We start from the raw sequence: 11773 nt of genomic DNA, 5'->3' as shown, positions 1-11773 counted from the left end.
GCTAACATCCAAGAGCGTCAACTGATCAACGCAATTGATAAAACGACACCAGACGTGGATAACAAACCAGGCCCGGATGTGGATAATAAACCAGGCCCAGACGTGGACATCGATGCTCCTCGTGATGTTTACTTAGTTAGTCACGGTGACACCGCGCATATGTTTGTTAATGGAGAAGAAGTTCGCACTGCAACTCTCGATGTAACCTCTGAAGGTAACTACACAATTACTGGCTCAGAGGGCGCTACGTTCCACGTAGTTGGTAACGACGTTTTAGTAACAATGGTGAACGGTGAAAGTGTTAAACTTCATAATGTGAATCGTACAGACGATCGCAATATTTCATTCTCTGTCAACGGTGAAAATTACAACCTGCACCGTACTTACAATGGTGAAGTTTGGGTTCAGAAAGAGCAAGGTAACGGTACTGGTAACTGGGCAACAGTTAAGACTGGTGCAGATGTATTGGCTAACATCCAAGAGCGTCAACTGATCAACGCAATTGATAAAACGACACCAGACGTGGATAACAAACCAGGCCCGGACGTAGATAATGGTCCGATCTTGCCTGAAATTAGCGGTGGCGAAGGTGCGCAAGAGTTAAAAATTGTAGATGGGGGCATTTTCTTTGGTGGAGAAAAAATTGGTTTTATTGCATCTGACGGCAACGTAAATCTATACAAACACGGTAAGGTCGGGACGGCGGTATATAATGGTGAAGGTACATTGACGGCTATCAAAGGTGACAATGGTCGTGAATTAGCACTCCGTGATGATCGTGTGACTCTGGTTGGTGAACGCGGCTCAGTAACGATGATTCGTGAGGATGGTTCAATTCGTATCGACCATAACTACACTAATCTAGTAGAAGATGGTGCAGATGTGAAACAACTCGCAAAGAATATTGACCGTTCTAAGCTACAAAACATCAAAACTAAAGTTATGAGCAAACTAGCTAAGTAATAGCTCAATCACTTTTGATATTAGAACGCAGGCTGCCTCATGGTAGCCTGTTTCTAAATTGAATGTTTAAAAAACTGATCTAAAGAGTTCATGTAGGGCAAAGGATTGTCCACCCCTTTTTAAGCCTATTAAGTCTGCCTTAATAGGCTTTTTCGTATTGCTCAATATTCCAATTCTTTCGCTGCTTATATCATTACTATCAATACATAACAGCTCTCATGGATTGAGATCTAAATACGGTTTCAACATGAATAAAATATACTCTCTCGCACTTATTTGTTTCCCTTTTTCTGTACAAGCTGATTGGCAAGATGTTGTTGATTACGTGGGGGACACTTTTAATATCTCCATTAGCAAGCAAAACTATATCGAACAGAGTATTGATAACGAACTGACCTACACACTATATGGTTCACATAACTTTAATGAGACTTGGCGTGTATTCGGACAGTACGATAGCGATCACTTTGGAGAGTTAGGGATTGGCTATTCCTTTATTCTTGCTGATTTAATCTACAATGAGGTGACCGTTGCCGCTGGTGGTAACTTGGACAACGTAGAGGTTTACAACTCTGGGTTGTTTAGCGCTTTTGCTTGGGAGGATGCTATTTTTTACTCCGACTTTACCATCCAGTATATAGATCAGGATTGGACGAAGAACTTAAGATCCGAAAGCATTTCCTTAGACAAAACTCTTGGCAGCTTTTATGAAGTGAATGACTGGTTATCCCTCTCTCTTTCTTATACGCATCAAATGACTCACTACGAAAAGTTTACCGTTAGCCAATTTAGTTGGTACACAGACCGCGGTTACTCTCACTACTTGAGCCCTGGTGTCACCATCTCTGTATTTGGGGTCAAACCAACGGTTTCATATAACTATTACGTTGATGAACCAGATCGTAATAGTATTGATTTCAGCCTAACATTTGACTTTTAGTTGCTCAACAGTCGGTAGAACTTCTGTAATCGAAGCTAAAGCCTAAGCAAGACAGATATTGAAAAGCGAGCCCAAGTGGCTCGCTTTTTTGTGTCTGGTTAAGGTGCGTCTGAACGTTTTAACTGGGCGGATAGCCTACAAGGCCATCGTTAAACAGTTTTAGAACAGAGTTTCAATTACGACTCATCGGGTACTCTGGAAGAACTAAGGTTATTTAGTCCCTGAGCGGTAGTTTGGATCTGTCCAGCATCGAGGTAACTCTTCCCCTGACATAAACATCAGTTCGGACTTTTTAAACATCTCAGGGTCTTGCTGTTCTTCGCCAGCTTGAAACCGACCTTCGATACTGTCCTGAAATAAGTTGGTTAATTTGGTCATTTCAGTTACATCTACGAGGTCACCGCTCTTTTTCTCTTTTAGAAACATTTTTTTGCCCTCAATCTAATCGGTCACCCCTAATTATAATTGCTATTTGGAAAATGAGAGTCTTTTCAATTCCGCCACTCCTTGACTAAGCAGACCTCAGAGCTACGCTTATGATCATCGACAGATCAATCGATCAACAAACTCATCCTCAACAAATAAATGGAGTCGCGATGTCATCTGCCCACATTGCAAACAATCTTAGTGAACTCATCGGCGATACCGATCTTGTTAGAATCAACAGCCTTTCAGAGATATCAGGTTGTGAGATTCTTATTAAGTGCGAACACCAGAACCCGGGTGGTTCGATTAAAGACAGAGCGGCACTTCAGTTGGTTATGGATGCAGTAGAAGCCGGTAAGCTTAAGCCGGGAATGACAATCGTTGAAGGTACCGCAGGAAATACGGGGATCGGCCTTGCTCTAGTCGCTAAATCCCTTGGTTACAAAATGTTAGTGGTGATGCCAAAAGGGCAGGCACAAGAGAAAGAGCGCATGATCTCGCTTTATAATGCTGAACTGTTATTGGTCGACCCTTGTCCTTTTGCAAACCCTGAACATTTTTACCACACGGCTAAGCGGATTGGTGTCGAAAATGAGAATTATTGGTGGGCAGATCAGTTTGAAAATCTCAGTAATTATCGAGCGCACTATTTAAATACTGGACCTGAGATCTGGCAGCAAACACAGGGGAATGTTGATGCTCTAGTTTCAGTGGTGGGGACGGGTGGGACCATTGCCGGAAACTCACACTATCTATCTGAGCAGCAACCCAATCTCGAAACTTGGTTAGTTGACCCAAATGGGTCCGGCATTTATTCGTTTCTACGTAATGGACACTATCAATCAACGGGAAGTTCGTTCACGGAAGGCATAGGGATCATGCGAACGGTTGAAAATTTCAGGCAGGCAAAAATCAATCGTGCAATCACGCTTCCCGATCAGGATTTGGTGACGATATCCCGCCTTGTTGCGGAACATGACGGTATTCTTCTAGGAAGCAGTTCGTCGTTGAACGTAGCAGGTGCGCTATACGCTGCAGCTAGAATGGGGAAAGGGAAAACCATCGTTACATTTAGCTGTGACCTTGCTGAGCGCTCGTATTCGAAGCTGCATAACGAAGCGTTTCTGAAAGAAAAAGAGATACAGCTTAATAAAGAAAACCTTTCTCAACTATGGGCGCGTTATCAAGCCGAAGATGGCAGCATGGTCGTCAACGTATAGTCGCTTTAAGTTAGTAACAGCCAGTGGTCTGCCAGCTCTTTCGTTAGCACTAAACATCCGGTTAGAGCTAAACATACGTTAGCGCCAAATCCGGCACTATTGCTTGTTATTAGGGTAGTGAATCACATTATGAAATACGGCGTTTCCTTCACCGATATTTTTGTAGCCATGGCTCTGGTTAGCATTGAAGCGAACGGCTTGCCCTGCGCGTAACGTATGCCACTCATCATCAAACATTACGGCCATCTCTCCGGAAATACATAAGATGTGCTCAGTGACGCCAGCGTTATGTGGGGCGGATTCATGCTGATAATCGGGTGCTAGGGTGAGTTCGAATATTTCAAACCCTAGTGCTTCCTCAAAAGGAAACAACAAACTGACGAAAAAGCCAATGTTGTATTCCTCGTGTCTTAGTTCGTTTGCGTCTCTGAATAAACTCGTCAGTTCACTGTTTGGACTAGCTGCGATAAAGCTCGAAAGTGACACCTCGAATCCAGAAGCTATCTGCCAAAGCTTAGCGACTGTCGGGCTGGATTCTCCACGTTCAATTTGTCCTAGCATTGCTTTGCTCACGCCAGTTTCTTTCGCTGTTTTGTCTAAGCTCCAGCCTTTTTCTTGGCGAAGGCGTTTCAAGTTAACACCAACTTTAATTTCTGTTTGCATATTTTCTCTACAAGTTTTTTACAAATAAGTTGTGCGTTATAGCGCACAGTGCTAGGTTTGGTCTATGGACGTTATAACGCACGCAGGAATAAATTAACATGACTAAGCTAAAATTTTCTCACGTCAGTACCGGCTTTATCGCTGTTTTCATTGGTTATGCGAGCGCCGCGGCGATTATTTTCCAAGCGGCAATGAGTGCTGGAGCAACCGAAGAACAAGTGGCGTCATGGTTTTGGGCGTTGGGGATTGGCATGGGCGTAACCACAATACTGCTCTCGTTTTACTATAAGAAGCCTGTGGTTACAGCGTGGTCGACGCCTGGAGCAGCGTTGTTAATCACATCTCTTGAAGGGCTGACAATGAATCAGGCTGTAGCCGTGTTTTTGTTCAGTTCGATGTTGATCACGTTAGTTGGATTAGCGGGGATATTTGAGAAAGTCCTAAAACAGATCCCAACATCGATTGCCTCTGCGATGCTCGCGGGGATTTTATTGCAATTCGGTTTGGGTTTGTTCACGTCGCTAATGGAAGAAGCTCAAGTCGTAGCGGTCATGCTCGCTGTATTTATTCTGGCGAAAGCGCGGTTAGGAAATTTACTGATCCCAAGCATTTTCATTATCGCACTGGTTATGTGTGTGGGTTTTGGCAAACTCGATGTCAGTCAGGTGACTATGGTATTAACGACCCCAGTGTTCATCACGCCCGATTTTGAGTTCTTTTCATTGTTCAGTGTCGGTATCCCACTGTTTATAGTGACGATGGCTTCACAGAACTTACCGGGATTTGCGGTTCTAAAAGCGAATGGATACCAAGTCGATTCATCGAAGATCATTACCACCACCGGGGTGACAGGTTTGATCTTCGCGCCGTTTGGTGGCTTTGCGTATAACCTTGCAGCGATTACGGGCGCTATTTGCATGGGCCCGAATGCGGATAGTAATCCAAAGACACGTTACATGGCGGGGATCTGTATGGGCGGGTTTTACTTGTTAGCTGGCGTGATGGGGATGTCATTTGTGTCGCTGTTTAGCGCCGTGCCCTCCGAGATTGTCATTGCGGTTGCTGGCTTAGCGGTGATGCCGACCTTGATGAATTGTTTAGCTGTTTCGATGGCAGACAACCACTATCGAGAGCCTGCACTGCTTACTTTCTTATTCACTGCTTCTGGCACCAATTTACTGGGGATCGGCAGTGCATTTTGGGGTTTGTGCATCGGGTTGTTTTGTTGCTGGTTACACAATTACAAAGCTAAGTCGCGTGGAGCAAGCAAGACTTCGCAAACTTCGTCGTAATGAAACGACCCAAGATTAGGATCAGGTTCGCTGTGAATTAGAAACACCAGCAAGTTGTTTGAGTAGCAAGCCCAGTCATACTCGTGACTGGGCTTGCTTACAAAGGAATAAAGCTACTTAACTTCGTATCTCAGTAGCACTTCATTATCGAGAACGACATTTGTCGACCAGATAAAGCTTGCGCCAGCACCACTGAATTTTTCGATAAAGTTCATGTACGCTTTTTTATTGTTCACGCCAATATCGTCTTCTGAATATACCGATGCTTGAGGCCAAGATGTTGAATCGAACTCTTGGTTCATCCAGTTGTTTGGTGTTTCCCAATGAGCGGCGTAGGCATCTTGACCTTGGTCAGTTCCTTCCGTGGTGCAGCTTTCAGAAAGACGCTTCCAGTCCACTTCACTCAAACAAGTCAGGTCATAAATCGGTGAGGTATAAAAGGTTTGTGCTTGCCAGTCTTGACCTGTCACGGTTCCGTCACTAAAGCTCGCGATAAAGCCACCATCACCAGCGTGGTATGCCTTTCCGCGGTTATCTTCGCTGCCAAGACCTAGGTTTTCTTCCCAATCAATCACTTTCACGGCAATCGTGTAAGGCTTCTTCACCTTAAATTTGACGATGTTTGAGTTAAACGGTGTGAAAGGAACGGTGTCTACCGCGATTAACTTGCCGTTGATATAAAGTTCGAAATAGTTATCGGCAAAAATATAGCCTGTTATTTCTTCTCCGTCTTGATCCACTATCGCTACAGGTACAGAGCTTTGATCGACTTCGGCTAGGCTGCTTGGCGTGGTGTTTGAGCACTCTTCATAAAGACCAAAGGCTTTTGGCCCTGTCGCAAAGTTGTTCTTGGCTGGAACCGTCCAAACCTTTCCTTCGGAGTCCGTAATTTCCCCGACGCCCGCCACTCGGCTACGTCCGTTTGCACACTCAAAGAGATTCGATTCAACGGTGGTCGCCAACCCTTGAGTAATACTCGCTGAGCCTTGGTAATCACTGATGTTGCTGACCGAAGGCGTATCTGATGATGGTGAGCAGCCTGTTGCGAGCAAAGCAACCGATGAAAGGGCAAGGGCTTGATATTTTGTGATGATCATTGATTGGGTATCCGAGACGGGGTGATTTAAATAAGCGTGGTTCAAAATAAGCCAAGTGCAAGTAAGTTAATTGAAAACAAAGCTATTTCAAACAAATCCGAGCTAAGTAGCCAAGTAAGCCGTGAACTCAAAGCTGATAGCTGGAACGACGAAACTAAGCAAGAGCCAAAGCAATTGTGAGGTACCACGCTTATTGTTTGATGAGGCATATATTACCCGTACGAATGTAAACAAGCGTAAAGCTGAGTAAGCATGGGTAAAACAGCGCTTTTATCGAATGATCACATCAGCTTGCGCGGCGCTGGTAAAAATACTCAGCATGAAGCGGTTTCAGGTTGTGATTGAGATAGTATTTTGCTACAAAACGCGCATAATCTCGCTATACAACATTTAAAGAAGAATTTACCTATGACTACCTTTCAATACTACTTTCACCAACTGCCTTGCTTCGACTGTAAAAAAACGACAGTAAGTACTGATCTTGGTTGGTTAACGCCTGCGATGAAAGACGATGCTATCGCACAAGTGACAGCGACACTTGCACAAGGCGAGGTTACTCCTGATCTTTCTGCAGACGTGGTTTGCACGAAAGAAGAAGCTCGCGAGTACTTACTGCTTAACTTCTTTGGTTATTCAGAAGAAGAATTAGAAAGCGGAATCGAAGCGGATGATGAAAAAGAAGTGGCAGACGAAATCGCAGAGCTAGTAGAAGATGGTAAAGACACTATCACCTTCGAACATGAGATTGCTCTTCAGTGCTGTGCAGACTGCGATGTTGAAGACGAGTCAAACTAAGCTTTTGTATTAAGAGTATTAAACTAAGTACTCTTATTAAGGTTCATCATGCAGCTATGATGTTCTAATGATGAAAGGCGTTAGCGGATTGAAGTTCGCTAACGCCTTTTTTGTCTCTCTGTTTCTTATCTTTAAGTGGCATTCAATCTTAAGATGTTGTGCTTTCTATAATGCCTTGTTTGCTCAGTTGCGAAAGGATCTCTGCGGTCTTCTCTCTGAATAAATCTCTCAGTAGACGCACAGTCGGGGTGATGGATTGACGACTTGGACACACTAACCACAGCTCGGTAGGGGTCGGCTTAAATTCAGGCATAACTTTAATCACTTCGCCTGAAAGCAGATGAGGTGACATGTCTAGACAAGATTTTATTGCCACTCCTTTACCTGCGATACACCAACGTCTTACAAGGTCTGCGTCGTTCGAAGCGCGATTTCCTTTTAGTTTCACTTTATGATCTTGAGTACCATCGTTAAACACCCACTCGTCTTGCAACATGTCATGGAGTTGGTAAAGCAAACCATTGTGCTGAACTAAGTCACTCGGGTGTTTTGGTGTGCCCATTTCAGCCAAGTAGTCAGGAGCTGCACACAATATCCTCGGCACATCGCATATCTTGAAACCATACATGTTGGCATCGGTCGGGGAACCGTAACGCAGCGCCATATCGACGGAATCTCGGTAGAAGTCGATATTGCTATCGCTGATGCTAGTACGAAGCGTCGCCTTTGGATATTCAAGCAAGAACTCATCAAGCCAAGGTGTGATTAGGTTGCGCCCTAGATCCGATGAAAGCGCAATTCGAATTTCACCATCAAGAATACCGAGCTCTTCGCGCATGTTGAGCTTTGCTTGCTCCAACATCTTTAAGGCTTGTTCGCATTCCGGTAAATAACGTTCGCCTGCTGAAGAGAGCCTTAGGTGACGCGTGGTTCTTACAAATAACTCCGCACCGAGTGCTGCTTCAACACGTTTTACTGCTGCACTCGCTGTTGCTGTACGCATATCAAGGTTGGTGGCTGCAGCGGTGATACTGCGAAACTCCGCCACTTTCAAAATGACCTGTAAGTCTTCAAGAAGCATGTTATCTACCTGTATTGAATTATGTTCTAAACATGGCGTTGGGATATTTCCCCATCACAATCTGCAGATGGGTTATCTCTGCTTATCGCTTCTAAGTTAGCTTCAAACACTTAATTGTCCAAACTAATTTGATAATAATTCAAATGTGAGGCTGTTTTTCATTAGTAATTTTCTCACTATCATTTTCCCAAATCGACAACGTAGCGCAGTACGCACTGTATGGACGAAGCCTACGATCTAGGGGGATAAGATGACTAAGAAAATCACAATGGGTGTAACGGATTTGTCGTTCCACCGTACGACCGCATCATTGGTTGCCAATGTATTGAAAGCCATGGGTTTTGAGGTAGAGCGTATTTTCTCTCCACATCAAGAGAACTTTGAAAAGCTGAAAATAGGCCAAGTGGATATGCTTTCTTCGGCGTGGCTGCCATCAAGTCACGGTATCTACAAAGCGGGCGTTGAAGAAGTTGAGCCACTTATCGAGCTTGGACTTCATTATGAACCTTATGCTTTGTGGGGCGTACCAGACTATGTGCCTCAAGCGGAGGTTTCTGAAGTCTCTGATTTATTAAAAGCTGAAGTGATCGAGAAAATGAACTCGACCATCCAAGGCATCAACCCCGGCGCTGGTATTACACGCTTCTCTATCCAGATGATGAAAGATTATGGCCTGAGCGATGCCGGCTACCAGTTCTTTCCTGGCAGTGAAGACGATTGTTTCAGTGCCTTTGAAAGTGCAGTCGCAAATAAAGAGTGGGTGGTAGTGCCACTGTGGAAACCTCAGTTTTTGCACTATCGTTACGATATTCGTGAACTCAAAGAGCCAAAAGGCCTACTCGGAATTGTGGACAGAGCAGTGCTTCTTTTGAGAAACGACAAGCAGCATATGTTTAGCGAACAACAGATTCAGACGTTGGATTCCCTACGCTTCTCGAACGACATCATCGCAGAACTGGATTACAAAGTTTGCCGTGAAGGTAAACCACAAGATCAAGTCACACATGAGTGGTTGATTGAGAAAGGGATTGTTTAACCTCTAAGCCGTTGGTAATGCAGTTAGATGTCTGCATTACCCAGATAACGGCAACACCATTATCAAAAATTATTTGAGAATCATTCAAATATTAGGCGGTTTATCTAGAGTGAGAATTGACTAAGATTAACTCGTCTAATTCAAGGAGAAAGCACCATGTCAGTACCATCAAAAATGAAAGCGATCGGATTTACTCAATCACTTGCGATTACAGAGCAAAACAGTTTATTTGAGTTTGAAACGAGTCTGCCAGAACTAAAAAATAATGACTTGCTGGTAAAAGTGAGCGCGACTTCTATCAACCCTGCTGACGCAAAAATTCGTATTCGTAATGCCAAAGATAAAACTCTTGAGCAGCCAAAAGTGCTGGGCTATGACGCAGTCGGCGAAGTTGTTGGCAAAGGTGCTGACGTTGAAGGGTTCGAAGTCGGTGACCGTGTGTACTATGCGGGTGACGTAACACGTATGGGTGCTAACGCAGAATACCAAGCTGTGGACTACCGTATCACCGCTAAAGCGCCTAAGAGCCTTTCTGATGAAGCTGCAGCTGTTATGCCACTAGCAACACTGACCGCTTGGGAAGCGTTGTTTGATCGTCTGCGTGTTCGTCCTGAAGAGAAAAAGTCTATCCTGATCATTGGTGGAGCGGGCGGCGTTGGTTCAATTACGATTCAACTGGCTAAGCAACTGACCAACCTAAATGTTATCGCAACAGCTTCAAGACCTGAAACGGAGCAGTGGGTAAGAGATATGGGAGCGGACTATGTGGTGAACCACCGTAACCTTGTTGAGTCTGTCCGAGAGCAAGGCATTCAACATGTCGACTACATCTTCAATGTTGCTGATACAAAAGGGCACTGGGATGCGATGGTTGAGTTGATCGCACCGCAAGGCATGATCAGTTCGATTGTTGAATTTGACGGTGGAATTGACTTATCAGCGCTGCAAGGCAAATCAGCGGGCTTTGTTTGGGAGCTGATGTTCACACGTTCACTGTTCAATACAGAGGATATCCAGAAGCAGCAAGACATCCTGTTCCAAGCAGCGAATCTGATTGATGCGGGCCGTATTAAAACGACCCTAACCACGACCCTAAATGGCTTTAGTGTGGATATAATCAAAGATGCACACCAACGTATTGAAAGCAGTGCCTCGATTGGTAAAACAGCCATCAAATACTAATTGCTGATGTATTAATCCGCTGTTGTTTTGAATCGTTGACGGTTTAAATAGAAGAAGCCCCTGATATCTGATTGTTAGTCAAAAGGTATCAGGGGCTTTTGTTTTTTGTTTGTTTTCAGTTTAGTCAGCTTCTGGTGACCTGATAGGTTTCGATGTTTTGAAGTGAAGCTGTATTAGGTCTAGCTCAAAAGGCGATGCCTGTTTGTCTGCAATCAAAAAGCCGACTTGTTTGATGTCTTGCGCCTTAAGTTCCGGCGCATCGCTCAGCAGCCGACCTCTGAACACCGCTTGAAAATCATTGAAGTGGAACACCTTGTTAAGCCGTACTCCCTTTATCGTATCGAAATCGTGTTTGTATTGAACTCGATTACCATCTTTCGATGTTGTGAGCCTCAGTTGGTAAGTGCGACCATCACCAACGAATACTAGCTCTGCGCTATCTATTTCATGGGCTGGTGATTCAATGGAGCGCTTTACAGAACTGAAACCACCATTATTTTCTAACGATAGCTCGCCCTTAAATCGACTCATATCATCAAGATAAATGAGCTCGCCTGTTGAGATGCCACCCATTACATCGTCGTTGGTCACTGTCCAGTTTTGATGCTCACTCGCTTGTGTAAAGTCGATCATGTTTATCCCTGTTGCATCTGCCTTAAGACTTAACGAATGTAGGCTGAGTAGAAGGAGTAAAGGTGTGGTTAACCTAAGGGATAACCGCGTTTTACAATGGGTTCCGTTCATCATTTTCTCCACTGCTTCCCATAGGCTTTGCGTGGTTTATTTATTAGCGATGGATAGTTTATGGAGAGGGTTCAGTTTCAAGCATAGCTAAACATCGCTTGATGAAGTCTTCATAGTTCGAGGTTTTGTCGTATTCGATCTTCAATGAGCCGTGGAACATTAGGGTCACGGTAACGTCTCGGTAGCTCAACCAACAGGTGTAACCATCGTAATCATGCCACGCTACCATCTCGCCCAATTGATATTTGCTATCCGATTGCTTGCCCGAGGAGCGAATGCAGTCGAACACTCTGAGAAACTCTAAAATGGTGATTCTGTTGTCCATGTACCACTC

The 11773-nt window shown here is 44.4% G+C and carries 13 protein-coding genes; 7 read left to right on the top strand and 6 right to left on the bottom strand.

The genetic code is table 11. The features are described 5' to 3' along the window. A partial coding sequence (locus MSG36_RS11150) for a hypothetical protein (protein WP_248367807.1) occupies positions 1–963 on the top strand: 963 nt, incomplete at its 5' end. Positions 964–1210: 247 nt separating this feature from the next. Then, positions 1211–1903 carry a hypothetical protein gene (locus MSG36_RS11145; protein ID WP_248367804.1) on the top strand — a complete coding sequence of 231 codons (693 nt, stop codon included), beginning with the start codon at positions 1211–1213 and terminating at the stop codon, positions 1901–1903. 210 nt (positions 1904–2113) lie between these two features. Here the strand turns inward: MSG36_RS11145 and MSG36_RS11140 are convergent, their stop codons facing one another. Continuing rightward, positions 2114–2329, bottom strand: coding sequence for a hypothetical protein (locus MSG36_RS11140; protein WP_017067490.1), 216 nt, complete (start codon positions 2327–2329; stop codon positions 2114–2116). A 170-nt stretch (positions 2330–2499) separates the two neighbouring features. Here MSG36_RS11140 and MSG36_RS11135 point away from each other — a divergent pair, with 170 nt between their 5' ends. Next, entirely contained in the window at positions 2500–3549 is a 1050-nt protein-coding gene (locus MSG36_RS11135) for a cysteine synthase A (protein ID WP_248367801.1), read from the top strand. A gap of 96 nt (positions 3550–3645) precedes the next feature. Here the strand turns inward: MSG36_RS11135 and MSG36_RS11130 are convergent, their stop codons facing one another. After that, entirely contained in the window at positions 3646–4212 is a 567-nt protein-coding gene (locus tag MSG36_RS11130) for an XRE family transcriptional regulator (RefSeq protein WP_050646648.1), read from the bottom strand. A gap of 98 nt (positions 4213–4310) precedes the next feature. Between MSG36_RS11130 and MSG36_RS11125 the strand changes: the two genes are divergently transcribed. Continuing rightward, positions 4311–5504 carry a benzoate/H(+) symporter BenE family transporter gene (locus tag MSG36_RS11125; RefSeq protein WP_248367799.1) on the top strand — a complete coding sequence of 398 codons (1194 nt, stop codon included), beginning with the start codon at positions 4311–4313 and terminating at the stop codon, positions 5502–5504. 113 nt (positions 5505–5617) lie between these two features. On the opposite strand, the gene MSG36_RS11120 is transcribed toward MSG36_RS11125, so the two are convergent. Continuing rightward, positions 5618–6601 (bottom strand): hypothetical protein, encoded by a 984-nt coding sequence (locus tag MSG36_RS11120; protein ID WP_248367797.1) that lies wholly within the window; start codon positions 6599–6601, stop codon positions 5618–5620. Between the two features lie 408 nt (positions 6602–7009). On the opposite strand from MSG36_RS11120, the gene MSG36_RS11115 reads away from it, so the two are divergent. Continuing rightward, entirely contained in the window at positions 7010–7396 is a 387-nt protein-coding gene (locus MSG36_RS11115) for a hypothetical protein (protein ID WP_017068428.1), read from the top strand. Positions 7397–7544: 148 nt separating this feature from the next. Here the strand turns inward: MSG36_RS11115 and MSG36_RS11110 are convergent, their stop codons facing one another. Beyond that, positions 7545–8477, bottom strand: a complete 933-nt coding sequence (locus MSG36_RS11110) for a LysR family transcriptional regulator (protein WP_248367795.1) — start codon at positions 8475–8477, stop codon at positions 7545–7547. Between the two features lie 268 nt (positions 8478–8745). Between MSG36_RS11110 and MSG36_RS11105 the strand changes: the two genes are divergently transcribed. Both MSG36_RS11105 and MSG36_RS11100 read left to right on the top strand, forming a co-directional pair. Continuing rightward, positions 8746–9513 (top strand): glycine betaine ABC transporter substrate-binding protein, encoded by a 768-nt coding sequence (locus tag MSG36_RS11105; protein WP_248367860.1) that lies wholly within the window; start codon positions 8746–8748, stop codon positions 9511–9513. 156 nt (positions 9514–9669) lie between these two features. After that, positions 9670–10695, top strand: a complete 1026-nt coding sequence (locus tag MSG36_RS11100) for a zinc-binding alcohol dehydrogenase family protein (protein WP_248367793.1) — start codon at positions 9670–9672, stop codon at positions 10693–10695. 120 nt (positions 10696–10815) lie between these two features. On the opposite strand, the gene MSG36_RS11095 is transcribed toward MSG36_RS11100, so the two are convergent. Further along, positions 10816–11451: a CIA30 family protein gene (locus MSG36_RS11095; protein WP_248367791.1), complete on the bottom strand. Its 636-nt coding sequence runs from the start codon at positions 11449–11451 to the stop codon at positions 10816–10818. Between the two features lie 46 nt (positions 11452–11497). Next, positions 11498–11764, bottom strand: coding sequence for a DUF3081 domain-containing protein (locus tag MSG36_RS11090; RefSeq protein WP_086968505.1), 267 nt, complete (start codon positions 11762–11764; stop codon positions 11498–11500). Positions 11765–11773: the final 9 nt, after the last annotated feature.

Origin of the sequence: Vibrio sp. 1CM8B (genome assembly GCF_023161685.1) — a bacterium.
Taxonomy (GTDB): domain Bacteria; phylum Pseudomonadota; class Gammaproteobacteria; order Enterobacterales; family Vibrionaceae; genus Vibrio; species Vibrio coralliirubri.
The sequence above is the reverse complement of the archived record's forward strand: the minus strand, read 5'-3'. Positions and strand labels throughout refer to the sequence as shown.

What these genes read in the sequence shown, in the direction of transcription:
- MSG36_RS11145 (WP_248367804.1), top strand. Translation starts at nt 1,211, where the DNA reads ATGAATAAAATATACTCTCTCGCACTTATTTGTTTCCCTTTTTCTGTA.
- MSG36_RS11140 (WP_017067490.1), bottom strand. Translation starts at nt 2,329, where the DNA reads ATGTTTCTAAAAGAGAAAAAGAGCGGTGACCTCGTAGATGTAACTGAA.
- MSG36_RS11135 (WP_248367801.1), top strand. Translation starts at nt 2,500, where the DNA reads ATGTCATCTGCCCACATTGCAAACAATCTTAGTGAACTCATCGGCGAT.
- MSG36_RS11130 (WP_050646648.1), bottom strand. Translation starts at nt 4,212, where the DNA reads ATGCAAACAGAAATTAAAGTTGGTGTTAACTTGAAACGCCTTCGCCAA.
- MSG36_RS11125 (WP_248367799.1), top strand. Translation starts at nt 4,311, where the DNA reads ATGACTAAGCTAAAATTTTCTCACGTCAGTACCGGCTTTATCGCTGTT.
- MSG36_RS11120 (WP_248367797.1), bottom strand. Translation starts at nt 6,601, where the DNA reads ATGATCATCACAAAATATCAAGCCCTTGCCCTTTCATCGGTTGCTTTG.
- MSG36_RS11115 (WP_017068428.1), top strand. Translation starts at nt 7,010, where the DNA reads ATGACTACCTTTCAATACTACTTTCACCAACTGCCTTGCTTCGACTGT.
- MSG36_RS11110 (WP_248367795.1), bottom strand. Translation starts at nt 8,477, where the DNA reads ATGCTTCTTGAAGACTTACAGGTCATTTTGAAAGTGGCGGAGTTTCGC.
- MSG36_RS11105 (WP_248367860.1), top strand. Translation starts at nt 8,746, where the DNA reads ATGGGTGTAACGGATTTGTCGTTCCACCGTACGACCGCATCATTGGTT.
- MSG36_RS11100 (WP_248367793.1), top strand. Translation starts at nt 9,670, where the DNA reads ATGTCAGTACCATCAAAAATGAAAGCGATCGGATTTACTCAATCACTT.
- MSG36_RS11090 (WP_086968505.1), bottom strand. Translation starts at nt 11,764, where the DNA reads ATGGACAACAGAATCACCATTTTAGAGTTTCTCAGAGTGTTCGACTGC.